Here is a 24279-nt window from a genome sequence, read left to right on the forward strand (position 1 = left end):
GGGTCTCACACGCGGGGCGTGCGACGGCGACTCGTTATTTCCCGGCCGGCACGGCCGGAGCCGACCGGCCCGCCGGTCCACACGGGACCGGCGGGCCGGGAAGCGCCGCCGCTACGACTTGGGTGCTTCGAACGTGTAGTCCTGGCCGAGCGTGACCACCACGTCCGCCAGCATCTCCCCCGTCGCCTTCTTCACCGAGGTCGGCGGCAGGTGCAGGGTCAGCGCGGCCTGTTCCGCGTCGACCTTGCGGGCGTCGTTGGAGTACTGCACGACCGACGTGGGCTGTGCGCGCTTGCCCGACGCGCCGCCGGGGACGTACGTGACGCCCGCGTTCAGCAGCTTGGCGTGCGCGTCCTCCTGGGCGCCGTTCTTGCCGCTCGCGTCCTCGACCATCACGCGCGCCGGACCCGCCTCGACCCGGCCCTGGCGTACGGTGCCGCCCAGCAGCTCGCGCACGATCGGGACGGCGGCGTTGATGTCCAGGATGCCCTCCGGCGACACCGGCAGCGCCCGGACCTGCAACAGCTTCGCCTGGGTCGCCTTGGCCAGGTTCGCCAGGAGGGTGCTGAGCTTGTCGTCCGGCAGTGAGGGGTCCGGCAGGTTCGCCATGTTGGCGAGCAGCGTCAGGACCGCGTCGGGCTGGGTCGGGAACGCGGTCAGCAGGCCCTGGAGGACCCGGCCGAACCGGTCGCCGGTCACTGTCGGCGACTCGCCCGGCTGCTTGTACGTGGCGAAGGCCAGCGCCGCGACCCCGTTCGCCGGGTTGCGGCCCTGTCCGACCAGGACCTTGCCGTCCTGGCCCTTGACCTCGACGTCGGCATTGAGCTGGATGCCGCCCGCGAGGTCGACCAGGCCCTGCAGGACCGGCTCGGAGACCACCCAGGAGCCGTCCAGCTTGACCCCGAGCAGGTCGGACAGCGCGTCCCGGGACGCGCCGGGGCCCTCGTCGGCCATCAACTGGCCGAGCGGGAAGGAGCTGTTGTCGGAGTTGACGATGGTGACCGAGGACACGCTGACCATGGACGCGGTGTTCTTCGCCGGGTCGACGGTGAGCAGCGCGTTGGCCGAGGCACGGCCGTCCTTGCCGCGCAGTTGCACCAGCACGCCGCCGTTCTTGCCCGGCGCGGCGACCTTCTTGTCGTCCCGCAGCCAGGTGTCCCAGGCGAACCAGCCGCCGACACCGAGCAGCGCCACCGCGATCACCACGACGAGGGCGATCAGCCGGGTCCGGATCGCCCGGCGCTTCTCGTCCCGGCGCTCGGAGCGCGTCTCGGCGAAGGAGAGCCAGTCGATGACGTCCTCGGCCTGCTCGCTCTCGTCGTCGACGAAGGCGAACTCGTCCGAGCCGTAGCCGGGTCGCCCCGGCCGCCCCGGACCCGGGCGACGGGTCCTCGGCGGCGGCACCCGGCCGTCCCCGGTCGAGCCGGCCTCGGCCCTGGTGGCGGACGAGCGGGCGGCGGGCGGGGCCGAGTCGCCCTTGGCCCCCGTGGACCGCGAGCGCGACGGCCGCACCGGTGTCGATCCGGCCGCGACCCCGATCGAGGTCGGGTCCGTACCGGCCACCGGCACCGACGCGGCCGACCCGGGCCGGCTCGCGGGTGGCGCGGGCGGCGCGGGTGGCGCGGGCGGCGCGGGCGGCGCGGGGGCGGCGGCGGGGGGCTGCTCGTAGTACGCGGTGGGCTGCTGCGGTTCGGGGCTGCCCTGCTGCCCGTCCGGGTATCCGCCCGGGTTGCCCTGCTGTGGATACGCCTGGCCCGAAGGGGCCGCCGGATCATAGGCGTTGGGGTTGTACGCGTTCGGGTCGTAACCGGCGTTCGGGTCGTACGCGTTGGTGTCGTAACCGCCGGAGGGGTAGCCGGTGGAGTCGTAGGTGCCGGGGGCGTACGCACCGGGCGCGTAGGCGCCGGCGTTCGGGTCGTAGCCCGTGCCGTAGCCGCCGCTCTGGTCGTACGTCCCCGCGCCCGCGCCCTGGCCGTATCCGTTCGGGTCCTGACCGGGGTCCGCCGCCGGGTAGGCCCCGGAGCCGTACGCGTTCGGGTCGTAACCACCCGCGCCGTAACCGGTGTTCGGGTCATAGGCCGCGTTCGGGTCGTAACCGGCGTTCGGGTCGTACGGGTATTGCTGCGGCGCGAAGTTCACCGGTTCGAGGCCCTCCGGGCCCGATCCGGCCGGCGGTTGTGCGGGGTATCCCGGGTGTCCGCCGTCGCCCTGCCCCGGGCCGTACGGTTCCCGCGCCTGCCCGCCGTCCCCTCGCTCGGTGCCGTAAGGCTCCCAATCGCGCCGGTCGTCGTTGCTCACGAAGCTCCCCGGTACAGCCCCCGCTTGCTGATGTATTGAACGACCCCGTCCGGTACCAGGTACCAGACCGGATCGCCCCCGGCCACCCTTGTACGGATGTCGGTCGACGAGATGGCCAGTGCGGGGACCTCCACCAGGCTCACGCCGCCGTCCGGGAAACCCGGGTCGGACAGAGTGTGCCCCGGACGGGTGCAACCCACGAAATGCGCGAGCTCGAACATCTCGTGCGCGTTGTGCCAGGAGAAGATCTGGGACAGCGCGTCGGCGCCGGTGATGAAGAATATTTCGGTGCCCTCGGGCGAGGACTCGCGCAGGTCGCGCAGGGTGTCGAGGGTGTACGTCTCGCCCGCGCGGTCGATGTCCACCCGGCTCACCGAGAACCTCGGGTTGGACGCGGTGGCGATCACCGTCATCAGGTACCGGTCCTCGGGCGAGGACACGTCCTGCGCGGACTTCTGCCACGGTCGACCGGTCGGCACGAACACGACCTCGTCGAGCCCGAACTGGCCCGCCACCTCGCTCGCGGCGACGAGGTGCCCGTGGTGGATGGGATCGAAGGTGCCGCCCATGACACCGACACGTCTGTTCCGCTCGCTCATGGCGCGAGAATCTATCGTTCCGCGCTCCCCGAGCGCGCGCCCCTACTCCTTGACCGCCCCCGAGGTGATCCCCGCGACGATCCGCTTCTGGAAGACGAGCACCAGGACGATCACCGGAATGCTCACCACGACGGAGGCCGCCGCGATCGCGGCGGTGGGCTGCTGGAACTGCGAGGCACCGGTGAAGAAGGCCAGCGCGGCGGGCACGGTACGGGATTTGTTGGTCGAGGTCAGCGACACCGAGAAGACGAAGTCGTTCCAGGCGAAGAAGAACACCAGGATCGCGGTGGTCACCACGGCCGGCACCGCCATCGGCGCGATCACGTAGCGAAACGCCTGCCACGCGGAGGCGCCGTCGATCCGCGCGGCGTCCTCCAGGGCCCACGGGATCTGCTTGAAGAACGAGGTCAGCGTCCAGATCGACAGCGGCATGGTGAACGACAGGTAGGGCAGGATCAGCCCGATCCAGGTGTCGAACAGGCCGATCGAGCGCCACATGTCGAACAGCGGACCGACCACCGCGATGGTCGGGAACATCGCGATCGCCAGCGCGCCGAGCAGGATCAGCCGCTTGCCGGGGAACTCCATCCGCACGATCGCGTACGCGGTGCCGGTGGCGCAGGCGACCGCGATCGTGGTGGCCATCAGCGAGATGCCGATCGAGTTGCGCAGCGCGTCGGTGAAGAGGTCGTTGCGAAAGACCGTGCGGTAGTTGTCCAGGCTCCAGGTCTTGGGCAGGAACTGCGCGTTGTTGATGTCGTCGCCGCCCTTGAAGGACAGCGAGAGCATCCAGGCCAGCGGGAGCATGGTGATCCCGATCACCACGACGCTGACCAGGGTGCGTACACCCTCGCGGGCCGGGCTTGGCTGACTCACGCGGGGCTCCCGAGCTTGCTCACGTCGGTACGGAAGAGCTTGATGAACAGGAACGCGATCAGCAGCACACAGGCGAACAGCAGTACCGAGATCGCCGAACCCAGGCCCAGGGCCGTGCGGCTGACCAGTTGGCGGTAGGCCAGGAAGGACACCGTCTCGGTGTCGTTGGCGCCGCCGGTCATCACGAAGACCGAGTCGAAGATGCGGAACGCGTCCATGGTCCGGAACAGCAGCGCGACCAGGATCGCCTGCTTCATGATCGGCAGGGTGACCCGGGTGAGCCGCTGCCACGGCCCCGCGCCGTCCACCCGCGCGGCCTCGTGCACGTCCGGGGAGACCTGGATCAGCCCACCGAGCAGCAGCAGCGACATGAACGGCGTGGTCTTCCAGATCTCCGAGAGGGCGATCACGAACAGCGCGGTCCAGCGGTGGTCGAACCAGGCGACGTCGGTGCCCAGCCAGTCGTTGACGAACCCGGTGGACGGGTCGAACGCGTAGCGCCAGGCGTAGGCGGAGACGACCGTGACGATGCCGTACGGGACCAGCACGATGGTGCGCAGCGTGCGGCGCAGGTACAGGGCACGCTGCATCAGTTGGGCGAGCCCGAAGCCGATCACGAACTCGACCGAGACAGTGAGCACGGTCAGCGCGAGGGTGGTCCACACGTCGGTCCACCACAGCGGGTCCTTGAGCACCACCCAGTAGTTCGACAGACCCGCGAACGAGTTGGCGTCGGGCGTGGTCAGCCGCTTGTGGAAGAGCGAGAGCCACGCGGCGTCGACCAGCGGCGCGATCGCGACCGCGAGCATGATCAGCACGGCGGGCGCGGACAGCAGCCATCCGGTGCGGCGCATGCGCTGGGCGTGGTCGAGCTGCTTCCGGGGCTTCCTGTGCCGAGGCGCGGTGCGGGTCGCGGATGCCGTGCTCACAGCAGCACCTTGTCGTGCAGGACCCCGGTGATGAGGTCGTCGGTGGCGCGGGGGGCGGAGTTCGGGTCGACGTCGGCGGGCGGGTGGTACTCGCGCTGCACCGACGCGGAGACGTCGTTGTAGTAGGGCGTTCGCGGACGCGGGCCGGCCTGGTCGAGGGACTCCTTGATCAGATCCGCCATCGGCAACGCCGCGCGTACGCCCGGATCGTCGTAGGCGGCGGCCTTGGCCGTGGTCTCCTTCGACTCCAGCATGTAGGTGATCTGGTTCTCCAGGGTGCCCGCGCAGCGCACCGCGCTCACCGCCTCGGCGGCGTGTTTGCCGTAGCGGCTGACGCCCAGTGAGATCCCGCCGAACGGCGGCTTGGACGGCTTGTCCGGGTCGGTCTGCGGGTAGCGTGCCCAGCCGTAGTCGTCCAGCACCTCGCGCGAGAGTTGGCCGCCGGCGACCGCCTCGGCCGCGGCGCCGCGGGCGTATGTCCAGTTGATCATGAAGCCGCCGGAGCCGGACTGGAACACGGTCCGGGTGTCGTCCTCGATCGAGGTGGCCAGGTTGGCCGGCGCGGCGGAGGAGCGGCCGAGGCGGCGCATCACCTCGGCGGCCCGCTTGCCCGCGCCGCCCTCGCGCAGTGTGGGCTTCAGGTCGACGCCCTTCTCCACGTCCCGCACGATCGCCCCGCCGGCGCCGGTGACCAGGCCGTTGACCCACACGGTCAGGCCCTCGTAGCGCTTGGCGGGCACCGCGACGGTCTTGTGCGTCTTCTCCGCGGCGGTGATCAGGTCGTCCCAGCCGATCGGCCGGGTGAGGTCGAGTCCGGCCTCGGCAGCCACCGACTTGCGGTACCAAAGGAGTTGGGTGTTGGCCCGGAACGGCGCGGCGACCAGTCGGCCCCGCCACCCCGCGGACTCCACCGCGCTGCTCAGCATGCCGTCGGTCAGCGTCGCGGCCTCGGCCGCCGTGAACGGGCGCAGGAAGCGCGCCTCGGCGAACTCCGGTACGAAGACGGGGTCGAGCGCCATCACGTCGATCGACGAGTCCTTGGCGGCGAGCCGGCGCACCAATTGCTCGCGCTGTCCGGACGCGTCGGTGGGCAGCACCGAGACCTTGACCCGATAGGCGCCGCCGGACGCCCGGCTGCACCGGTCGGCGAGCTTTTGATAGGCCCCGTTGTCCGGCGGTACGTACCAGTTCAGCTCGGGCGGCCCCGAACCGCCGCCCCCGCACCCGACGACGACGGAGGCGACCAACGCGAGCGCGACGGCCAGGAGCCCGTGACGACGAGGCATGTGGTTCACCTGATCAGCAGATCAAGGAACCGACGCTCATCCCGACAACTCCCTCGAATGGTGGCGTGTCGCGGGAGGCGCGAGCGGCGCGGGCACGGCCGAGCGTCATTCGCCGTCGGCCTCGGCGGCGCGCTGCCGCCGCCGCGGCGAGCGGCGCCCACCCACCCCGTGCTCGGCTCGACCGGAAAAGTGGTCCGACGCGGGCAGGTTCCGCATCTCGGCGGCGGAGGGAACGATGAGTTCCAGGTGCGGTAACGAAGGGTTCGGGCCGGGTGAAGGCCCCGGCTCGGCGGAGCCCTCGCCGGTCGCGACGCCCTCTCGCCAACCGTCGTTGAAGCCTTCCGCGTACGCCTCTTCGAGAAAGGGGCGGAGGCTCTCCTTGAGATCGGCGAGCACACCCGCCAAAACCATGGGCGCGACTCGGCCGTCGAGCGCTTCGCGCAGCTCCTCGACGAGCAAGTCCTGATGGGGCGTCATGTCGCCTCGCCGGACCGGCGCTTACGGCCGGAGCAGGGACGGGGCGATGGTTCGAGCCCTCGCGCTCCTGTCCGCCACGACAACCACTGATCCGCCATGGTGCTCCGCCCTCGCACGGATCCACGGGCGCCCACCGCGATCCGCCCCCACTCGTCACCTATCCTCCGGCAGTCCTCCGTCCGGCCTGGGGCCGAACCTCGGCGTCGCGCACCATCATCTCCGTCATGGCGACGAACATCGCGCGGTTGTGCTCCGGTACCCCCAGCAGTTCCGCCGCCTCGGCAGCAGACATGCTCCCGGCGGTCACTCTACGCGGACGCGCCGACGGTCCCGTTGGTACGGGAAGGTCTTCCTCCGCCATTCGCCCGGAATGGATCAGCATGTCGCGCATGCCCACGCCCAGCGCCGGGGCCAGGGCACGCATGGTCGCGATGTCGGGCACGCTCTTTCGCTGCAACAGCCGCGTGATCGCGGCGCGGTGCACGCCGGCGTCGGCGGCAAGTCTGGTTCTGCCTCCTCCTCGGGGGCTCTCGATGTCGTATCCGCGGGCGCGCATCAGATCCTCGATCCAGTGCGCGAAGGACTCGATGTCCCTCTCATCCATGTCGGCTCTCCCCTCCGGACGCGCCGAGAATAACGCGCGCATACGCATCAACCAACGAGACGCGCGCATGCGCAACGTACCTACAACAGCACCGAACGCCGCAGAGTGCCGCCAACTCGTCCCAACCGAACGGGATTTTTAGGCAAAGAAGAAGGATCGGGCAATCCCCCGAACAGCTTTGTTGCGGGCGCGCACGCAATCACCTAGCGTTTTGGCGCGTCACACCGCGGCTTGCAGGTTCCCCCGAACACGCCGTCAGGAGCGCCATGTCCATACGCAGAAGAACCGACGCGTCGACCGCCCGCACACCCGCCCCGATGCCCGAATCGGGCGAGGAGGGCCGGAACTGGCGATTGTCCGCCGCCTGTATCGATCTACCGGAACAGGCCGTTCTGGGTACCGACCGCAACGCCGCCCGGCCGGCGCTGGCCGCGTGTACCCGCTGTCCGGTACGCACGCGCTGTCTCGCCGTCGTCGACCCCGAGCGCACCTGGTTCGACGGTGTCAGCGGTGGCCGCCTGTGGCGCAACGGCCGTGAGGTCGAGGCTCGTTCCGGGAAAGACACCATCGAGGAGCAGTCGTGAACATCTCCCTGGCCCACACCGACGCCGCCGCGTTGACGGTGCCGAACCCCAATCGCGCGGCCCGCCGGGACACCGTGCGCGCACGTCGGTTCCTGACCGTGCTGCGGGAACGATTCCCCAGCCTGGCCCACGAGTTGCCGGCGAGCAAACGCGGGCCCGAAAGCACCGGTGGCGCCCCGCCGGGGGCCGCCGCGCTGGAGCGACAGGCCGCTCGAGTGCTCGCCGACCGGGCCGGCGCGTACTGGAACGAGCGGCGCGGGTTGTCCGGTACGGCGCCGATGGCCGCGCCGGTGAACCTCTATGTCTCGGACACCATCCGCGACATCACCGACGGCGTGCTCGAACTGGAGGACGCCGTCCACGCGAAGCTCGGCCTGCCGCGGGCGCGCGGCGCCTCGGTGCCGGTTCGGCTGGAGCGGCTGCCGCGACTGCTGGACCGGATCGCCGAACACCCGGTACTGGCACGGCATGTGGCCGACGAAGCCCGTCGGATGGCACGCCGTTGCCTCGGCGCGCTGGGTGAGGTCGAGTCGCTGGTGCGGATACCCGGCCGTTGCCCGTTCTGCGCGTCGGTGTCGCTGCGTGTGGCTCCGTTCGTCGGGGTGGTGTTGTGCGTGAATCCGGGTTGCCGCTGTGCGCTGTCCGAGTGCGTCTGCCGGGACGACGAGGCGTATCGGCATCAGTGGACCGAGGAGGAGTGGGTGCGGCGCGGCGACGCGGCCGGGGACGACGAGGCCGTCCGGTCGGCGTTCGACGGGGCGGTCTCTCCATGAGCGCCCTGCTGCGTCGACTGGCGCTGCCCGCTTCGGCGATGTTGACCACGGCGATGGCGGCGATCGAGGCGGGCGTGGTGCCGGCGACGATTCGCAAGTGGGTGCAGTTGGGTCATCTCACGCCCGCCGGCAAGGCCGGTCGCACCCTGCTGTTCCGCATGGAGGACGTGTTCGCCGCCGAACGCGCGGCCCGCCTCGGCCGGCACGCGCCCGGCGGCCCACCCGGGCGTCGATTGCCCACCGCTTTGTGAACTCCCTTGTCCGGCCCCGTGGATGCCTCATCCACGGGGCCGTTCGCATGCCCCGGGAGGCGAGTTGCGGGATCGACGGGGGCCGATCACACTTGGAGCAGCGGCGGAGCTGTGCCCGAGACGACGGGCCGGGCTTCCGCCGCTTTCGCGTGCGGGCCCCGCCCGCCGGGCCGCCCCCCTCTCCCCTCCGGGGCCGCCCGTGTGCCCGGGCCCGCACGCGACCCCCGTTCGGGGATCCCACGCTGTCCACCACACCGGAAGGAGCACCCATGTGAGCGATCCACCGATCGTCTTCCCCGATGTCGAACGACTCCTCGTCGACTACCTCGAGAACCGCCCGGAGCTCGCGGGTACCAAGGTCGACAACCGGCCGCCGCCGGGCTTCGACGGCACGCAACCCGCCGTCCTGGTCTCCCGGGTCGGCGGCGCCTGGATCGACGATCAGCGCCTGGACACGCCGCTGGTCGACATCGAGGTGTACGGGCCGACCAAGACCGCCGCACACGGCATCGCGCTGGCCGCCCGTACCTGCCTGCACCAGCTCCGCGCACTCGTGCTCGCCGGCACGGTCGTGACGGACGTGGTGGAGGCGGACGGGCCGCGATGGCTGCCCGACTACAACCACCCGTCGGGCAACCGCTACCTGAGCACCATCCGACTCTCGCTCCGCCGGGCCTGACGCTCGAACCCCCCGTCCGTACCGCTTCGTTCCACTTCCTGGGCCCCTCACCGTGAGGGGCCTTCCTCATATCCGGAGGCAATCGATATGTCTGGTCTGAACCCGAACGAGATCCGCGTCGCCGGCACCGGGCGCGTCCTGGTCGCCAAGCTCGGCAGCACCGTCCCCGCCGACACCACCGCCGGTTGGGGCGCGAGTTGGGTCGATCTGGGTTACACCTCGACCGACGGCATCAAGTTCACCAAGAAGGACAAGATCGACCCGGTGGACACCTGGCAGTCGGTGAGCGCGGCCCGGTTCGTCTACTCGGACCGCGACCTCACGCTGAAGTTCGCGCTGATGCAGCTCAACGAGGACACGCTGCCGTTCTTCTTCGGCGGCGACCACGTCACCGAGACCGCGGCCGGCTCGAAGGTCTACAAGTACGAGGTCGGCTCGACCCCGAAGATCGACGAACGCATGCTCGGCATCGAGTTCGCCGACGGCGACGCGATCAAGTACCGGTTCGTCATCCACCGCGGCCAGGTCACCGAGACCGACGAGCTGGCGCTGACCCGCACGGCGGCGATCAAGCTCGGGGTCACCTTCACCGCGCTGGCCAAGGACGACACCGCGCCGCTGGCCACGCTCCTGATGACGGACCCCTCGTACGCCACCGCCTAGGTCCGACCCGCCTGCGGGGCGCCGGGACCCTCTCCCCTCCCGGCGCCCCGCGGCCCGCCCACCCGTATCCCGGCCCTCATTCCCAGGAGCATCCATGTCCGGATTCGACGTCAACGCCGCCCGTGCCCAGCGCCTGGAGGCCCTCGGCCGCCAGTGGCGGTTCGAGATCGGCGACCACGCCTACACCCTTCCGACCGAACTGCCGCGCAAGCAGCTGAAGGCGCTCCAAGCCCTCGACGACAACGACATCGACGGCCTGCTCGCCCTCCTCCTCGGCGAGGAGCAATACGCGCGCTTCGCCGACGAGGACGTCACGATGCAGGACGTCGCGGCGATCCTGGGCGCCTACGGCGGCGAAACGGGGATGGGCCTGGGGGAAGGCTGAGCCTCGCTGCGTTCGTCGACGAACACGCCGAGGCCCTCGAAGCCGACCTCCTGCGCCACTACGGCACCGACCTCCTCGACTGGCACCGAGGCACCCTGTCGTCCCGCCGCCTCGCAACCCTGATCCGCCACCTCCCCGCCGGCGACTCGGCGGTATTGCGCGAGCTGCACGGCGAAGCCGCCGACTGGTCCCTGACGGACCACCTGCTGGCCAACGCCGTGGACCACCTCGCGGTCGCGAACTGGATGTTCGAAACGGTCCACAAGAGCGAGGAAAGCGAAGGCTCACCTTTCCCGGTGCCGACGCCGAGACCCGTTGCGGACGCGGCGTCGTCGGCTCTCGCGGAACAGCCTCGAGAGGAAACGTCGGCAGTGGACCCCGGCATCCTCGCCTCATTCTTCTCGCGGTAACTCAAGTCCCAGGAAGTGGGATCGAAAAAATGAGCACTCCCACCGACAAAGCCAAGGACCCGGTCGGCATACCCGTCCTGTCCTGGTTCATCACCGAGGACGAGTACAAGCAGCACAAGCAGGTCGCGCAGACGCTGTCCACCTCGTTCACGGCATTGAAGGGCGACGTCGATTTCATCAAGGGCGCCTTGACCGTGCTGTCCGTCGGACTCACCGGGGTCACCGTCGGCATCCAGCCGATCAAGATCGACTATTCGCTGTTCAAGATCGACGAAAAGGGTTTCACCTACCGAGGGCGAAATTACTTCTCCTTCGATAGCGCAAACGTCGAGCACATGATGGACAACAAAATCGCGAAAGAACAAAAGAAGGTCAACGATCTGGTCCGACAAATCGACAAGGACGAGACGGCACTGCGCAACCTCCGGAAGGAAGTCGAGGCACTTCCCCGTGCCGGGCGGCGCAGCAGGGTGGGAGAAGTCACCGCCGCGGAAGGGAAGCTGACGAAGGATCTCGACACTCTACGAAAGGCGGTCGGACGACTGGAAGGCGCCAAAACCAATAAGGTCAACGCCATCAAGAACGAGAAAAATAAACAGAAGATGATCTCTGACAGAATCGGAGAGAAGCCTCGTAAGAAGGGCTATGACAATAGCTTGTCGACAAGCATACGCGACGTCAATCGACTCAACAAGGAACTATCCGGACTCATCAATACTCTCGGCATCCAATAATGCCGGATCAGCACCTCCTCGATCCCTCTCCGCAAATTCGGAAGGCCGGGAATTCATATGCCACTCATCAAATCGCTGAACGCGGCGGCGTCCTCTTTCGGTAAGTTCCGAAGAAGCGCGGAGCAATCGAGCACCGCGATCACCCGTTTCCAGAAGGCCGGCGCTCAGGCGGATTCCGCAATCAAAGGAATTCCGCGGTCCGCCAACAATGCCGGAACTTCGCTGTCCCGAATCAAGAACAACGCCGCGCAAGCCAACCAGGGCATGACTCAGGTCAGGAACGGCGCCAACCAGACGAACACCGTCTTCGGGAAGTTCAAGTCGTCCGCCGACGGGCTGGCCGGCTCCGTACAGAAGCTGAAGACCGCCGGCAGTCAGGCCGGTTCGGGGATTTCGCAGGCGAAGACCCAGTCCGGGCAGGCGGACGGTGCGTTCGCCAAGGCCAAGAAGGGGTCCGACGGCTTCAAGGGTGAGTTGAACAACCTGGAGAAGCAATCGCACGAGACCAAGAAGGCGCTCGGCAAGGTGGGCTCCGAAGCCGACGGGGTCGAGAAGTCCGTCGGCAAGGCGGGCAAGGGTGCCGGCGTCGGCAAGCAGCTCTTCTCCGAGCTCAGCGGTGGTCTCGGAATGGCCGAAGGCGCGCAGAAGGGCCTCAACGGTGCGATGAAGGCCAGCGCGTTCGGCCTGATCATTTCGCTGGTCGTACCCCTCATCGAGCACTTCGGCGGCCTCGGTGCCGTCGCGGACAGGTGCAAGACCGCGGTGGTCAAGGCGTGGGAGGGCATCCGCGACGGCATCAGGCCCGTCATCGAGGGTCTGATGGGCATCCTGCGCGGTCCCGTCAACGCGTGGCTCAGTGGCATCAACTGGGTGATCCGGGGCGTCAACAAGATCCACTTCTCGATCCCCAACTGGGTCCCCGGCATCGGCGGCAAGGAGTTCGGCATCAACCTGCCCGAGATGCCGATGATGGCCAAGGGCGGCATCGTGCGTCCGAGGCCCGGCGGCACCGCCGCGATCCTGGGCGAGGCCGGCGAGGCCGAGGCGGTGATCCCGCTCAGCAAGCTGGACAAGTACCTCGGCACGGGCACGAACGGCCGCGGCGGGTTTCATATCGAGAATTACTTCGAGTCGAACAGTGGTAGCGCGCGGCAGACGGCCGAGCAGTTGATGTTCTTGGCGAAGGCGCGCGGATGAGCACGACCGGTGTGGCTCCGGGAGCGCTGATCACCGCCGACGGCCAAGTGCAGTGGGGCGAGTTGTTGCTCGGGGCGCGGACGCCGTTCCCGATCACCGCGGAGGGGTTGACCGGCTGGTTCGACCTGCCCGAAATGGACGCCTCCGACGCCCTTCGGCCCGCGCAACACGGTTCCTGGCCGGGGGCGCGCTGGGCGCAGCCGCGCGTGGTCGGCGCCGGCATCTGGCTGCTCGGCGACGATCGAGGCGAAACCGCCCGGCTGCTCGACGAGTTCGCGCTGGCCACCGCCCCCGGCCGGGACGAGCGATGGCTGGCGGTCCGCGTGCACGGCCGCACCAACGTGGTCAAGGCTCGCCTTCACCAACGTGTGCTCCCGGCCGACCGCCAACTGGTCGCCGGCAACGTCGCCAAGGCCGCGGTGCAGTGGATCTGCGCCGATCCGCACCGCTACGAGCAGGTCGAGCAGTCGGCCTCGGCCGAGTTGCCCCGACGCGGCGCGGGCATGACCTACCCGCTGACGTATCCCCTCGTCTACAGCGGGACCACCGTCACCGGGTCCGCCCTGGCGGTCAACTCCGGCAACACCCCCGCGCGGGCCACGCTCACGGTCACCGGGCCGATCCGCCAACCGCGGATCGTCAATCGCACCACCGGCCTGGCGCTGGAATACGACCTGGTCCTGGGCCCCGGCGAACGGCTGGCCGTCGACACCGGCGAGGGCACCGTCGTACTCGCCGACGACGACTCCTCGCGGTTGCACACCGCCACCTCCCGCAGCACTCCCGAACAGTCGTGGGCGCTCGTCCCGGGGGACAACCGGATCGACTTCCGCGGCGCGGACGATCAGCCCGCCGCGCGCCTCGACGTCGTCTGGCGCTCGGCCTTCCTCTAGGTCCGACCGTCCATCGCGAACGGTCGTGCCACCACAACCCACGGAGGACACATGGCAGTACGTGTACGCACAGGACGCCTCACCAGCGGCATGACGGCGGAGGATCACCGGCTCGCCGCCGGTGTCTCGATGTCCCCCGAGCCGCTGCTCCCCATCTCGGCCCGAGGCGGCTGTGTGCCCGGCGGATTGAACCTGGCCCGAAGCACACCGATGAGCGCGCGCATCTCGGCCGGCCAGGCCTGGATCCGCGGCGAACACGCCGCCGCTCAGGGCGGCTACGCGGTCACCCTCGACGCCGACACCGATCTCGCCTTCGGCAACGGCGACCCGCTGTTGCCCCGAATCGACCTCGTGGTGCTGCGCGTCTTCGACCACACCTACGACGCCTCCGGGCGCACCGAGGGTGTCCTGGACGTGATCGCCGGCACCCCGGCCGTCAACCCCGTGCCGCCGGCCGCTCCCAAGACGTGCGAGGTGCTCTACCAGGTGGCCGTCCCCGCCGGTGTGTCCGCGGGGACGGGGGGCATCGCGTGGGAGACCGCCGTCACCTCCAAGCGCCGATACACCGTCGGTCTCGGCGGCATCCTGCCCACCTCGGACGCCGCGAAAGGGGCGTACGTGGGCCAATACCGCGACAACGCCGGCGTGTTGGAGCGCTGGACCACCGGTGGTTGGGTCGCGTACCAGGTCCCGGAGCCACCTTTCGTGCGGCTGGATGTGACCGACAAACCGGTCATGCCGGCCAACGCCGAGATCACGCTGCCCTGGGCGCGGATCGTCGCGTACAACGCCGCGGGCGCCGCGATGTGGTCGCCCGCGCAACCGACTCGGATCGTCTTCCCCTCCACCGGCATCTACGCGGTCGCCGGACAGTGGAACTGGCCCGGCGCCATGGGTGCCAACGAAGGGCGCGTCTGGACCCTGCTCACTCCCGAGGGACCGGGCGTGACGGCCAATACGATCCGCGGCAGTTCGGGCAACTCGACGAGCGTTGCGTCCGGCACGGTGCTGATCAGGACCCCCGGCACCTTCATGGAGTTTCGCGCGCACGGCGGAGGCGGCGGCTACGCGCTGAACTCCGGCGAGGTCTCCGTCTGGAAGATCGCAACCTTGGCGGGGTCGGCATGAGCATCGTCGCCGACAGCGCCGAGATCTTGCCCGGCTCACTGATCACCGGCGATGGCCAGGTGCAGTGGGCCGGCCTGCTGTTGGGCCCGGGTACACCGTTTCGGATCGCGAGCGAAGGCATCGGCGGCTGGGAGGAGTTGCCCGCTCTCGACGCGGGCGACGCCGTCCGCCCGGCCGGCCACGGCTCGTGGCCGGGTGCCCTGTGGGCCCAACCGCGCACCGTCACCGCGCAGGTGTGGGTGCTGCCCGACGCCGACGCGGACGCCGCCGCGATCCGCGACCACGTCCGGGCGCTGCGGCAGGTCACCGCCGTGGAACACCGCGAGCAGTGGCTGGCCGTGCGCCTGCACGGCGAAACGCTCGCCTGCAAGGCCCGGGTCCTGCAGCGGGTGGTCCCGACGGACCGGCAGTTCGCCGGGCAGGGCGTCGCCAAGGCCACCATCCAGTGGCAGGCCACCGACCCGCGCCGCTACGAACCCGAGCAGGGCTTCCTGAGCACCGCGCTACCCAGCCGCGAGAACGGGCTGACCTGGCCGCTGAGTTGGCCCCTGGTCTGGGGCAAGGCGGGCTCCACCGGAGATCTGACGGTGACCCACCGGGGCAGCGCCCCGATCGCGCCGCGAATCACCTTCCGCGGACCGTGCGATCGGCCGAGCCTGCGCCACCCGGTCGGCGGTTTCGCGCTGTCCTACGACATCGAGCTCGCGGACGGGGACGAACTCAGCGTCGACACGTCCGACGGATCGGTGCTCCTGAACGGCACGGCCTCGCGCAAGGAGACCGCCGACTCGGGCAGCACGCCCGAGGAACTGTTCACCCTCGACCCCGGCGACACGCTGCTCTCCTTCCGGGCCGTCTCCGGCGGTCCGGGCGCGCGCGCCGAGTTGCGCTGGCGTACCGCGCACTGGTGACACCCGCCCCACCTTCCTCCCCTCACACCCGGAGACCTCGATGACAGTACGCAGTGCCTGGCTGCTCGAAAACGGCCAGACCCGTGAGGACACCCGCCTCGCCCCGCTCGGCACGATGACCCCCGCCGATGCGCTGACCAGTCGACCCGGGATCGTGCCCGGCGGCACCCCCTTCGCCGCGAGCGGCGTCTCGGCGATGCAGCTGCGGCTCACCCCCGGTCGCGCGATCGTCCAGGGAACCGCCCTCCAGGGCGCCTACCCCGTGGCCCTGACCGAGCCCGAGACCTTGACCTTCGCCGACGGCGACGCGCAGTTCGGTCGGATCGACCTGGTCGTGCTGCGGGTCAAGGACAAGGTGTACGACGCCTCGGTCGTCACCGGCGCGACCGTGGAGATCCTCAAGGGCACCCCGGCCGCCGCCCCGACGGCGCCGGCCGTACCGGCGACGACCCTGCCGCTGTGGCGGGTCCGGGTCCCGGCGAAGACCTCCGCGGGCACCGGCGGGATCGGCTGGGCCGGCGCCCTGGACGATCTGCGCACGTACACCGTGGCCGTCGGCGGCATCCTGCCCGCCGCCAACGACCTCTCCGACGGCGGCCACGTCGGCCAGGTCCGCCTGACCGCCGGCCGACTCCAGTACTGGACCGGCACCGCCTGGCAGGAGTTCGACCTGCCGGGCGCGCTCGCCCCGAGCACGTGGGGCGCCTGGACCGAGGTCACCCCCGCCTGGCGCGCCACCGAGGGCACCGCGGCCATCGGCAACGGCAAGCTGAAGATGCGCTACGCCCGGATCGGCCGCACCGTGATCGGCACCGTGCGCATGCTCGTCGGCAGCACGACAAACGGCGGCACCGGCGCCGCCGGGTGGTTCTGGAAATTGCCGATCGCGCCCTTCGCCGCCCCCGAGACGCGCGACTTCGTGGCCGGCTCCGCCAGCGCCTTCCGCAGCGGGGTCGCGGCGTACACCGGCGCCGCCCAGATCGTGATCGCCTCGAACGAGCTGTACGTCCAAAAGGACAACCACGGCTTCGTATGGGGCAACCTGGGCGACGTACCCTTCCCGAACGGGCCCAGGACGGACGACTTCCTGAGCGTCTCGTTCGCCTACGAGGCCGCCTCGTGAGCCCCACCTACCGGGCCGTGTTCTGCGATCTGCGCTCCGATCAGGTCATCGATGCCCTGCCGTTGACCGGCCTGACGTTCGACGACTACATCGGCAAGCCCGGATCCCTGTCCGGAACCATCCCGATCCCGAACGCGGAACTCGCCGCCCGGGCGCTGAAGGTGATCCCGGCCCGGACCGCCGTCTGGCTGGAGCGCGACGGGGACATCTGGTGGGGCGGCATCGTGTGGACCGCCACCCGCGCCGGACCCTCGCGCGGCGCGCCGGCCGGCCTGGAGATCCAGGCGGCCACGTGGGACAGCTACCTCGACCACCGCATCGTCTTCGAGACGCTGACCTTCACCGATCGCGACCAGTTCGACATCGTCCGCGACGTCGTCACCTACGCGCAAACCCAGGCGGGCGGCCATCTCGACATCGTGCTGGACTGGTCCAAGCTCAGCGGAGTGCGCCGGGACATCAGGGTGGACCATCACGACCTGCCCCGGATCGGCGAACTGATCACCCAGTTCTCGGAGATGGACGACGGGTTCGAGTGGCGGATGGCGAGCTACCGCGATCCGGTCTCGGGACGCCGGGTCAAGGAGTTGCAGCTCGGCCATCCCCGCATCGTCGCCGGCGCCGCCGACATCGTGCTGGACTTCCCCGGGTCCGTGCTGTCGTACAGCTATCCCGAGGACGGCACCGGACGGGCCACCCACTGGCAGTCGCGAGGCGCCTCCCTCAACGAGAACCAGGCCGAGGTCTCCTACCCGCAGATGTCCGCGCTGCACGCCGTCCCGGACGGCACGGACGTCGGCTGGCCCCGACTGGACGGCTCGTCGGATCACTCGACCGTGGAGAACCCCGTGGTCCTGGAGGCACACGCGGTCGCCGACCTGAATCGGGCCTGGACCCAACACACGATCCCGGAGGTCACCATTCGGCTCGACGGTCGCATCACCCCGGCCCTGCTCGGCGCCCGGGTCAGGCTGCGGATACGCGATGTGTGGCATCCCGACGGATTCGACCGCCGCTACCGCGTGGTCGGCATGGCCGTCACTCCGCCCGATCGGGGGCAGGCCGAGACGGCCCGGCTGTTCCTGGAGGAAGAACCGAAAGGCGAGGTCTCCTGATGGCGGCGATTCCACAGGATCTGCTGGACCGACTACGCACGCTGGAGAACCAGGTGCGCGAGTTGGCCGGGCGGGCGAACATCCGACCGGCGATGAACAAGCTGTTCGACGGGGACTTCACCATCGGCCCGGGCGGCCGGTTGATGGTCGCCGGCGGCGTTCACGACGGGATCTTCTGGTCCGGCAAGATCACCCCGGACCACGTGGACGGAACGGAACAGCGCGGCACCCTCATGTGGCGCGAGGACGGCTCGGTCGCCCTGGCACTGTTCACCGGCGGCCCCACCCCGCAGGACCTCGTGCTCTTCGACTCGAAGAAACACCACGTGATCAAGACCACGACGGAGGGTCTGGGCCGACCCTACCTCCCGGTCCCGATGCACCCCGCGCTCGGCGGCGGTTGGGAACGGTGGCCGTTCGTCGCGGGAACCGAGGAAAAGGCACTGATGACCGGACTGTTGTACAAGCAGCAACCGCAGATCACCGTCGTTGCCCAGGCGTCCACGGACACCAACGGTACGCGCGGCGAACTCCGGCTCCGGCTCAACGGGACACCACAGGGGTCGGCGACAGCCGTCGGATACGGGGTGGGTGTGCACCGGTTCGGACCGTTCGACCTCCCCGGGGACCACCTCTCCGAGGTCGGCGTCGAACTCGTCGGACGGATGAGCGGCGGCACCGGTGCGATCCGCGCCGCCATCGTCGGTGCGTGGACCCACGAAACCATGACCTAGGAGCACATCGTGTCCGAACACCCGCCCCTCCTGCCCCGATCGACGACACCCCTGCTGCCCATGCCGCCGGCACCGCCGAATCCCGAGCCGCCACGGCAGGAACCCGCCCCGGCGCCCTGACCGATCCACGCTCCCTCTCCCGACCCGCGGCCCCGTGCCGCGGGTCTTTCGTTGCCCCGAGGAGGGCACCATGCACCTCGTCCCCCGCGCCCAATGGGGCGCCACCTCCTATCGCACCCCCAACGGGGCCACCCCTTACGGCGCTTCCCGACTGGGCGTCAAGGTGCACTACCTGGGCACGCCGTACACCTTCGGCGAGCACGACACCTGCGCCGGGTACGTGCGGCGCCTCCAGGAGTCGCACATGGACGGCAACGGCTGGTCCGACATCGGCTACAGCTTCGTCGTCTGCGAGCACGGCTACGTATTCGAGGGGCGCGGGCTCCGGCGCCGCAACTCGGCGAACGGCACCACCTCGCTCAACGAGCGGCACTACGCGGTCTGCGCGCTGGTCGGCTCGTCCGGTTCGACCACGCCCACCGACGCGCAGTTGCACGGGCTGCGCGACGCGATCGAGTACTGCCGCGCGGAAGGTCCGGCCGGCGACGAGATCCGCGGGCACCGGGACGGCTACGCCACCGACTGCCCCGGTGGTCCGCTCTACGCCTGGGTGCGTCAGGGCGCGCCGCGACCGGGCGGGGACGTGCCGCCGCCGACCGGGGGTGTGCCGTCCTTTCCGGGGCGTACGGCCTTCCGGCTCGACGTCGCGAACCCGGCCGTGACCGAACTCGACCAGCGACTGATCGCCAAGGGCTTCACCAGGTACAACGACGGCGACGGCTACCAGCCGGGTCCGGTCTTCACCGAATACACCCGTCGCAACGTGGCCGACTTCCAGCACGCCCAGGGCTGGACCGGCTCGGACGCCGACGGATACCCCGGGCCGGAAACCTGGCGCCGGCTGTGGAGCTGAAAGGGCACCCCATGAAGGAATCGACGACCCGGACCCTGCGCACCCTCGTCCAGGGCGCGGTCGCGCTCGCGGCGGCGGCACCGCTGCTGGTGGCCGCCGCCGGCATTCCCGAACACACGGCGGGCGTCGCGGTGTTCCTCGCGGTGGCGAGCGGGGTGACGCGCGTGATGGCGCTGCCGGTGGTCGACACGTTGTTGCCGGGCTGGTTGCGGCTGCACGATCGACGTCCGGGCCCGGATCCGGATCCACCGTCCGGTCCGGTTCCGCTTCCGGCCGCCCCCGAGGCGGGCACGAGCACCGGCCCTCGGGAGGTTTTGTGACAGTCCATCAAACAGGTGACGGCGGCGCCACGGTCGCGCTCGAACTGGTGGAACTGCGGCGCAGCGTGGATGTCGGTTTCGCCACCACGCGCGGCGACCTGGCGCTGCTGCTCCAGCGCGCGGACCAGACCGACAAGGTCGTCGCGGAGCACGATGATCGCATCGCCGCTCTGGAGCGCGCCCGGTGGCCGCTGCCGTCACTGGCGGCGATGAGCGGCCTGGCCGGGCTGGGCATCGCGTTGTGGCAGGCGTCCGGCAAGGGCTGAGCGGGCGGGCGACCGCGCGTGTCCCGGGTCGCCCCTCTCGGTACGGACCGAGGCGGGCGGCCCGGGCTTTCGCGCGTTCGGGTGGCGCGGGGTCAGTCGGGGATCGTGGTCAGCGTCCAGGCACCGTCGGCTTCTATCTCGATCAGGCAGGGGCCCTTGGGCAGGATCGACTCGCCCTCGTAGTCGCCGATCACGTTGGCCAGGGTGCCGAGATACGCCTCGTCGTCGCCGTGTTCGGTGAAGGTGCCGACGATGAAGTTGCTGCCGCCGGCGTGCGTCATCGCGACCACCGTGCGCGGGCCGGCCCAGCGCACCGTCTCGGGGCCGGTGCCCTCCAGTCGGTCGGTGAGCGGCCGGGCGGCCTCGGGGGTAAGCAGTCGCACGGTCCACGCGCCGTCGGCCTCGATCTTCAGGCGCGAGGTACGGGTGCCGCGCTCGTCCACCAGGGCCCGGCTCCGGTGCGCGCCGATCGTGTTGGCCAGGAGCTTGTCCGTCTCCAGGTCGGCGCCCAGCGTCCAGACCACGAAGTTCTCGGTGCCCCGGGACTCCAGCTCGACCAGGAACGGGCCGGCGTCGACGGGGCGCTCGATGGAGAGGACCCGGTCGCCGCGGCCCTCGTACTCGACGGCGGGCGCGGGGCGGGGCGAGAGGGGGCCGGCGTCGGCGGGGTCGAGCGCGGGCGCGACTTCCGGTTCCGGCAACTGCTCGGCTGGGAGCGGCGGTTCGGCCACGATGTCGGCCGAGACGGCCGGCGCGGGTTCGGCGTCGGACCCGATCTCGGGCTCCGGCGCGGGTTCGGCGTCGGGCTCCGGTGCCGGCTCGGGGTCGATCACGGATTCGGCCTCGGGCTTCGTCTCGGACACCCGGGCGGGTTCCGGCGCGTCGGCCGCGGGCTCGGCCTCGGCCTCGGACCCCTCGGCCGCTTCCGGTGCCGGGTCGGCGTGCGCCGCCGTGTCCGGTACCACCGGGTCCGCCATCACCGCGGCCGTGAACAGTGCCTGGTCGGGCTCCGCGCCCAGGTCCCGCACCAACTGGTCCAGGCCCGCCTCGTAGCCCTGTCCCACCGCGCCGAACCGCCACCCGTCCCGCCGGTAGACCTCGGCCAGGATCAGCGCACGCTCCCGGGTCAACTCGCCCACCGGCAGTACGAATCGGCCGATCTCGTCGTCGGCGCCGAGCAGGCGCAGCTGCGACCCCGCGCCGAACCCCGGCGCCTGCGCGCCGATCGCGAACACCAGCCGGTCCACCGCGTCGTCCACGGCGGACAGGTCCACATGGAACTCGGCGATCCCGGTCCCGCCGGCCACGAGCGCGACCGCGCTCGTCAGCGACGCGGGCCGGGCGGTACAGACCACGTCCAGATCCGCCGTCCCGAGGCTGAAGCAGTACGCGGCCAGGCCCTCGCCCGACACGTCGAACTCCACCCTGATGGCCGAATCGTCCAGCCTCGTCTTCTCGCCCATGGCGAATGTGCGCATCGAGCCCTCCCCGGCCTCCCCTGACCTGGCGTCACCTTAACGCGCATGACGAAGCGCCGGGCGGCAACGGGGCACCCGGCGTGGACAGGGAGGTTCGACGAACCGGACGCGGCCGTCCGGGTTCGGACCGAGGCTCAGCGGTCCTTGTTGAAGCGCGTCACGACGAACAGCAGGATGAGCAGCGTGGCCAGCGCACCGATGCCGGCACCCAGCGCGTTCAGGTTCTCGTGCTTGCCGCTCTCGTTGGCCAGCGTGGTGAGGACGGTCGTGGCGTGCTGGGTCATCCGTGGTCAGCCCTTGCGTAGTTTTTGCCGACGTGTGCGGACGACATCGTACGGGCGCGGAGGGTGAGGCGCGCGGCCAGGTTCCGGGGACGACCCTCGGCCTCGGACGTCGGATGTGCCTAGGGTGGGGGGCGGATTGCTCGAGGCTAGGGGGCGCAGCATGCCGGACGACAAGACGATCGGACCGTTCGAGGGTCGCCGACGATTCCCCGGGATCTCCTCCCGGGCCTACGAACACCCCTCCGATCGCGCCGCGCTGGTGGCGATGCGCCGGCTGAGCGGTTTCGATCTCGTGCTCAAACAGATGTCGGGTCTGGTGTCCGAGCGGGCGATCCGACTCGCCTTCCTGGCGGGTTCGGTCCGGGCGGGCGAGCAGCAGTTCCACCGCCTGCACGAGATGGCCCGCGAGTCGGCGTACATCCTCGATCTGCCCACCGTGCCGGAGCTGTTCGTCACCCAGGACCCGCAGCCGAACGCCATGGCGATCGGCATGGACAAGCCGTTCATCGTGGTCACCTCGGGTCTGGTCGAACTGCTCGACGACGACGAGATGCGCACGGTCATCGGGCACGAGGTCGGGCACATCCTGTCCGGACACGCGGTATACCGCACGATGTTGCTGGTCCTGACCCGGTTCGCCGCCGCGCTGTCCGGGATCCCTCTGGGCACGATCGGCGTGCACGCGATCATCACCGCGTTGCAGGAGTGGTTCCGCAAGTCGGAGCTGTCCTGCGACCGGGCGGGCCTGCTGGTCGGCCAGGACCCCGAGGTGTCGATGCGCGCGCTGATGAAGGTCGCGGGCGGCTCGCAGCTGCACGAGATGAGCACCGACGCGTTCCTGGAGCAGGCCGCCGAGTACGAGGGCGCCGGCGACCTGCGCGACAGCGTGCTCAAGTTGATGAACCTGCTCGGGCGTTCCCACCCGTTCCCGGTGGTCCGGGTCGCCGAACTGCGCAAGTGGGCGGACGGGGACGACTATCGGCGGATTCTGGCCGGTGAGTATCCGCGTCGCGAGTACGACCCGAACGCGTCGGTGCGCGAGGAGGTCAAGGCCTCGGCGAACGCCTACCGCGAGTCCGCACGCACCACCACGGACCCGCTGTTCGGGCTGCTGCGCGACCTCGCCGACGGCGCGGTGGACGCGGGCGGCAAGCTCCGGGACCGGTTCACCGGCCGCCGCGACGAGCCGGGGGCGACGCCGGACGGTGGCACGCCGCCCGACGATCACACGCCACCGTCGCCCGGAGGGAAGAAGGCGGAGTGACCCGAGGGCGGGGCCGGGCTCGGGGCCGAGGGAGTGACCCGCATGAAGCGGCTCGCTCTCCCTATATATAGGCGCAGGCGCCACACAGGCCACACCGACAGGCACCACGGTCAAGTAGTCGGATGGTCACATAAAGCAGCAATGCCGGTCCCGCCTCCCCGCCGGAGGCGGGACCACTAATCTTCCCGGGTGACTGCAAACGGGGAGCAACCGGATCGGGTGCCGTGGCAGCCGTCCCGCGAGAATCCGCCACCGGGCCGGCCGGAGCCACCGGCCTGGCAACAACACGCGGACCACGCGTACCCGCCGCGCACCGGCCCCGAGCCGGGCGAGGGTTGCCTGTTCACGGTGGTCCGCTGGCCCGCCCGGATCATCGCGCTGATCATCGTGGTCCCGCTGCGCCTGCTGTGGGAGTTGGTGCGGCTGATCGGCAGGGGGATCAAGTTCCTGTTCTGGGACTGGTTCCTGCGTCCGATCCTGCGGGGGCTGAAGAAGCTGCTGTGGGACTGGTTCCTGTACCCGGTGCTGAGCTTCGTCGGCCGTTACATCCTCGTCCCGCTCGCCAACGCCCTCGCATGGGTGTTCACCCGGCTGATCTACCGACCCCTCGCCTTCCTGTTCCGCTACCTCCTGCTCGTGCCCGGCGCCTGGTTGTGGCGGCACGTACTACGGCCGATCGGGCGCGCGACGCTGCTCGCCCTGCGGTTCGCGTGGGACGTCTCCACGGCGGTGCTCAACTTCCTGATCGTCCGGCCGCTGTCCTGGTTGTGGCGCGCGGTGCTGGTTCCGATCGGTCGCGGCATCGCGGTGGTGTGGCGGCATCTGGTGGTGCTGCCGGTGGCCTGGGCCTGGCGCAACGTGCTCACGCCGATCGGCAGGGCCATCCGCGCCGTATGGCGGGTTCTGGTCGTGGCGCCGTGCCGCTGGGTCGGTCGGGCCATTCTCCGGCCGATCGGCAGGGCCACGTCAGAGGTGCTCCGAGCCCTCGGAATCGGGGGGCGCTGACCCGACCCGTCCCATGGCCGTAGGCTTGGACCGACTTCTG

The 24279-nt window shown here is 70.2% G+C and carries 29 protein-coding genes; 20 read left to right on the forward strand and 9 right to left on the reverse strand.

The genetic code is table 11. The features are described 5' to 3' along the window. Positions 1–111 precede the first annotated feature (111 nt). The 7 genes from ACMXN5_RS10200 to ACMXN5_RS10230 all read right to left on the reverse strand — a co-directional run bounded on the left by ACMXN5_RS10200 (position 112) and on the right by ACMXN5_RS10230 (position 7069). Complete coding sequence (locus ACMXN5_RS10200) at positions 112–2298, reverse strand: LytR C-terminal domain-containing protein (RefSeq protein ID WP_439674958.1); 2187 nt, start codon at positions 2296–2298, stop codon at positions 112–114. Continuing rightward, positions 2295–2897, reverse strand: a complete 603-nt coding sequence (gene nadD / locus ACMXN5_RS10205) for a nicotinate-nucleotide adenylyltransferase (protein WP_380002968.1) — start codon at positions 2895–2897, stop codon at positions 2295–2297. The genes ACMXN5_RS10200 and nadD overlap by 4 nt, the downstream gene beginning before the upstream one ends. Positions 2898–2939: 42 nt before the next feature. Beyond that, on the reverse strand, positions 2940–3773 hold the full coding sequence (locus ACMXN5_RS10210) for a carbohydrate ABC transporter permease (protein ID WP_439674959.1): 834 nt from the start codon (positions 3771–3773) through the stop codon (positions 2940–2942). Further along, positions 3770–4702 carry a carbohydrate ABC transporter permease gene (locus tag ACMXN5_RS10215; RefSeq protein ID WP_439674960.1) on the reverse strand — a complete coding sequence of 311 codons (933 nt, stop codon included), beginning with the start codon at positions 4700–4702 and terminating at the stop codon, positions 3770–3772. Before ACMXN5_RS10215 ends, ACMXN5_RS10210 begins: the two co-directional genes overlap by 4 nt. Further along, complete coding sequence (locus ACMXN5_RS10220) at positions 4699–5988, reverse strand: extracellular solute-binding protein (RefSeq protein ID WP_395789451.1); 1290 nt, start codon at positions 5986–5988, stop codon at positions 4699–4701. Before ACMXN5_RS10220 ends, ACMXN5_RS10215 begins: the two co-directional genes overlap by 4 nt. 105 nt (positions 5989–6093) lie before the next feature. After that, positions 6094–6447, reverse strand: a complete 354-nt coding sequence (locus ACMXN5_RS10225; RefSeq protein WP_439674961.1) for a hypothetical protein — start codon at positions 6445–6447, stop codon at positions 6094–6096. Positions 6448–6622: 175 nt separating this feature from the next. Beyond that, positions 6623–7069, reverse strand: coding sequence for a hypothetical protein (locus ACMXN5_RS10230; RefSeq protein ID WP_439674962.1), 447 nt, complete (start codon positions 7067–7069; stop codon positions 6623–6625). 266 nt (positions 7070–7335) lie between these two features. Here ACMXN5_RS10230 and ACMXN5_RS10235 point away from each other — a divergent pair, with 266 nt between their 5' ends. The 18 genes from ACMXN5_RS10235 (at position 7336) to ACMXN5_RS10320 (ending at position 20208) form a co-directional block, all read left to right on the forward strand. Beyond that, on the forward strand, positions 7336–7653 hold the full coding sequence (locus tag ACMXN5_RS10235) for a WhiB family transcriptional regulator (protein ID WP_439674963.1): 318 nt from the start codon (positions 7336–7338) through the stop codon (positions 7651–7653). Next, positions 7650–8426, forward strand: coding sequence for a hypothetical protein (locus tag ACMXN5_RS10240; RefSeq protein ID WP_439674964.1), 777 nt, complete (start codon positions 7650–7652; stop codon positions 8424–8426). The genes ACMXN5_RS10235 and ACMXN5_RS10240 overlap by 4 nt, the downstream gene beginning before the upstream one ends. Continuing rightward, positions 8423–8677: a hypothetical protein gene (locus tag ACMXN5_RS10245; protein WP_439674965.1), complete on the forward strand. Its 255-nt coding sequence runs from the start codon at positions 8423–8425 to the stop codon at positions 8675–8677. The genes ACMXN5_RS10240 and ACMXN5_RS10245 overlap by 4 nt, the downstream gene beginning before the upstream one ends. 271 nt (positions 8678–8948) lie before the next feature. Continuing rightward, a complete protein-coding gene (locus tag ACMXN5_RS10250) occupies positions 8949–9356 on the forward strand; it encodes a hypothetical protein (protein ID WP_439674966.1) in 408 nt (135 codons plus the stop codon). Between the two features lie 87 nt (positions 9357–9443). Then, a complete protein-coding gene (locus ACMXN5_RS10255; RefSeq protein ID WP_439674967.1) occupies positions 9444–10019 on the forward strand; it encodes a phage tail protein in 576 nt (191 codons plus the stop codon). A 94-nt stretch (positions 10020–10113) separates the two neighbouring features. Next, positions 10114–10404, forward strand: coding sequence for a hypothetical protein (locus ACMXN5_RS10260; RefSeq protein ID WP_439674968.1), 291 nt, complete (start codon positions 10114–10116; stop codon positions 10402–10404). A 155-nt stretch (positions 10405–10559) separates the two neighbouring features. Then, on the forward strand, positions 10560–10814 hold the full coding sequence (locus ACMXN5_RS10265) for a hypothetical protein (RefSeq protein WP_439674969.1): 255 nt from the start codon (positions 10560–10562) through the stop codon (positions 10812–10814). Positions 10815–10843: 29 nt separating this feature from the next. Further along, positions 10844–11548 (forward strand): hypothetical protein, encoded by a 705-nt coding sequence (locus tag ACMXN5_RS10270; RefSeq protein ID WP_439674970.1) that lies wholly within the window; start codon positions 10844–10846, stop codon positions 11546–11548. 57 nt (positions 11549–11605) lie between these two features. Beyond that, positions 11606–12745: a hypothetical protein gene (locus ACMXN5_RS10275; RefSeq protein ID WP_439674971.1), complete on the forward strand. Its 1140-nt coding sequence runs from the start codon at positions 11606–11608 to the stop codon at positions 12743–12745. Next, positions 12742–13638, forward strand: coding sequence for a phage distal tail protein (locus ACMXN5_RS10280; protein WP_439674972.1), 897 nt, complete (start codon positions 12742–12744; stop codon positions 13636–13638). Before ACMXN5_RS10275 ends, ACMXN5_RS10280 begins: the two co-directional genes overlap by 4 nt. A 51-nt stretch (positions 13639–13689) precedes the next feature. Continuing rightward, positions 13690–14766 (forward strand): hypothetical protein, encoded by a 1077-nt coding sequence (locus tag ACMXN5_RS10285; protein ID WP_439674973.1) that lies wholly within the window; start codon positions 13690–13692, stop codon positions 14764–14766. Beyond that, positions 14763–15677, forward strand: coding sequence for a phage distal tail protein (locus ACMXN5_RS10290; RefSeq protein WP_439674974.1), 915 nt, complete (start codon positions 14763–14765; stop codon positions 15675–15677). The genes ACMXN5_RS10285 and ACMXN5_RS10290 overlap by 4 nt, the downstream gene beginning before the upstream one ends. A gap of 40 nt (positions 15678–15717) precedes the next feature. Next, positions 15718–16800 carry a hypothetical protein gene (locus ACMXN5_RS10295; protein ID WP_439674975.1) on the forward strand — a complete coding sequence of 361 codons (1083 nt, stop codon included), beginning with the start codon at positions 15718–15720 and terminating at the stop codon, positions 16798–16800. Further along, the gene (locus tag ACMXN5_RS10300) at positions 16797–17915 is read left to right on the forward strand and encodes a hypothetical protein (protein ID WP_439674976.1); all 1119 of its coding nucleotides are present in this window, start codon (positions 16797–16799) and stop codon (positions 17913–17915) included. The genes ACMXN5_RS10295 and ACMXN5_RS10300 overlap by 4 nt, the downstream gene beginning before the upstream one ends. After that, positions 17915–18649 carry a hypothetical protein gene (locus tag ACMXN5_RS10305; protein WP_439674977.1) on the forward strand — a complete coding sequence of 245 codons (735 nt, stop codon included), beginning with the start codon at positions 17915–17917 and terminating at the stop codon, positions 18647–18649. The genes ACMXN5_RS10300 and ACMXN5_RS10305 overlap by 1 nt, the downstream gene beginning before the upstream one ends. 190 nt (positions 18650–18839) lie before the next feature. Further along, positions 18840–19622, forward strand: coding sequence for a peptidoglycan-binding protein (locus ACMXN5_RS10310; RefSeq protein WP_439674978.1), 783 nt, complete (start codon positions 18840–18842; stop codon positions 19620–19622). An 11-nt stretch (positions 19623–19633) separates the two neighbouring features. After that, entirely contained in the window at positions 19634–19942 is a 309-nt protein-coding gene (locus ACMXN5_RS10315) for a hypothetical protein (RefSeq protein ID WP_439674979.1), read from the forward strand. Next, a complete protein-coding gene (locus ACMXN5_RS10320; RefSeq protein ID WP_439674980.1) occupies positions 19939–20208 on the forward strand; it encodes a hypothetical protein in 270 nt (89 codons plus the stop codon). The genes ACMXN5_RS10315 and ACMXN5_RS10320 overlap by 4 nt, the downstream gene beginning before the upstream one ends. Positions 20209–20300: 92 nt before the next feature. Here the strand turns inward: ACMXN5_RS10320 and ACMXN5_RS10325 are convergent, their stop codons facing one another. Together ACMXN5_RS10325 and ACMXN5_RS10330 are read right to left on the reverse strand one after the other, a co-directional pair. After that, positions 20301–21686 (reverse strand): TerD family protein, encoded by a 1386-nt coding sequence (locus ACMXN5_RS10325; protein WP_439674981.1) that lies wholly within the window; start codon positions 21684–21686, stop codon positions 20301–20303. A 134-nt stretch (positions 21687–21820) separates the two neighbouring features. Beyond that, positions 21821–21970: a hypothetical protein gene (locus tag ACMXN5_RS10330; protein ID WP_170222196.1), complete on the reverse strand. Its 150-nt coding sequence runs from the start codon at positions 21968–21970 to the stop codon at positions 21821–21823. A gap of 160 nt (positions 21971–22130) precedes the next feature. Here ACMXN5_RS10330 and ACMXN5_RS10335 point away from each other — a divergent pair, with 160 nt between their 5' ends. Then, positions 22131–23234 (forward strand): M48 family metallopeptidase, encoded by a 1104-nt coding sequence (locus tag ACMXN5_RS10335; protein ID WP_439674982.1) that lies wholly within the window; start codon positions 22131–22133, stop codon positions 23232–23234. A 189-nt stretch (positions 23235–23423) separates the two neighbouring features. Next, positions 23424–24239, forward strand: a complete 816-nt coding sequence (locus ACMXN5_RS10340; RefSeq protein ID WP_439674983.1) for a hypothetical protein — start codon at positions 23424–23426, stop codon at positions 24237–24239. Positions 24240–24279: the final 40 nt, after the last annotated feature.

Source organism: Embleya australiensis, assembly GCF_051903075.1.
GTDB lineage: Bacteria > Actinomycetota > Actinomycetes > Streptomycetales > Streptomycetaceae > Embleya.

Bases quoted from the DNA above. Each gene is read 5' to 3' on its own strand.
- nadD (WP_380002968.1), bottom strand. From the start codon at position 2,897: ATGAGCGAGCGGAACAGACGTGTCGGTGTCATGGGCGGCACCTTCGAT.
- ACMXN5_RS10220 (WP_395789451.1), bottom strand. From the start codon at position 5,988: ATGCCTCGTCGTCACGGGCTCCTGGCCGTCGCGCTCGCGTTGGTCGCC.
- ACMXN5_RS10230 (WP_439674962.1), bottom strand. From the start codon at position 7,069: ATGGATGAGAGGGACATCGAGTCCTTCGCGCACTGGATCGAGGATCTG.
- ACMXN5_RS10235 (WP_439674963.1), top strand. From the start codon at position 7,336: ATGTCCATACGCAGAAGAACCGACGCGTCGACCGCCCGCACACCCGCC.
- ACMXN5_RS10245 (WP_439674965.1), top strand. From the start codon at position 8,423: ATGAGCGCCCTGCTGCGTCGACTGGCGCTGCCCGCTTCGGCGATGTTG.
- ACMXN5_RS10255 (WP_439674967.1), top strand. From the start codon at position 9,444: ATGTCTGGTCTGAACCCGAACGAGATCCGCGTCGCCGGCACCGGGCGC.
- ACMXN5_RS10260 (WP_439674968.1), top strand. From the start codon at position 10,114: ATGTCCGGATTCGACGTCAACGCCGCCCGTGCCCAGCGCCTGGAGGCC.
- ACMXN5_RS10270 (WP_439674970.1), top strand. From the start codon at position 10,844: ATGAGCACTCCCACCGACAAAGCCAAGGACCCGGTCGGCATACCCGTC.
- ACMXN5_RS10275 (WP_439674971.1), top strand. From the start codon at position 11,606: ATGCCACTCATCAAATCGCTGAACGCGGCGGCGTCCTCTTTCGGTAAG.
- ACMXN5_RS10280 (WP_439674972.1), top strand. From the start codon at position 12,742: ATGAGCACGACCGGTGTGGCTCCGGGAGCGCTGATCACCGCCGACGGC.
- ACMXN5_RS10285 (WP_439674973.1), top strand. From the start codon at position 13,690: ATGGCAGTACGTGTACGCACAGGACGCCTCACCAGCGGCATGACGGCG.
- ACMXN5_RS10290 (WP_439674974.1), top strand. From the start codon at position 14,763: ATGAGCATCGTCGCCGACAGCGCCGAGATCTTGCCCGGCTCACTGATC.
- ACMXN5_RS10295 (WP_439674975.1), top strand. From the start codon at position 15,718: ATGACAGTACGCAGTGCCTGGCTGCTCGAAAACGGCCAGACCCGTGAG.
- ACMXN5_RS10305 (WP_439674977.1), top strand. From the start codon at position 17,915: ATGGCGGCGATTCCACAGGATCTGCTGGACCGACTACGCACGCTGGAG.
- ACMXN5_RS10310 (WP_439674978.1), top strand. From the start codon at position 18,840: ATGCACCTCGTCCCCCGCGCCCAATGGGGCGCCACCTCCTATCGCACC.
- ACMXN5_RS10315 (WP_439674979.1), top strand. From the start codon at position 19,634: ATGAAGGAATCGACGACCCGGACCCTGCGCACCCTCGTCCAGGGCGCG.
- ACMXN5_RS10325 (WP_439674981.1), bottom strand. From the start codon at position 21,686: ATGCGCACATTCGCCATGGGCGAGAAGACGAGGCTGGACGATTCGGCC.
- ACMXN5_RS10330 (WP_170222196.1), bottom strand. From the start codon at position 21,970: ATGACCCAGCACGCCACGACCGTCCTCACCACGCTGGCCAACGAGAGC.
- ACMXN5_RS10335 (WP_439674982.1), top strand. From the start codon at position 22,131: ATGCCGGACGACAAGACGATCGGACCGTTCGAGGGTCGCCGACGATTC.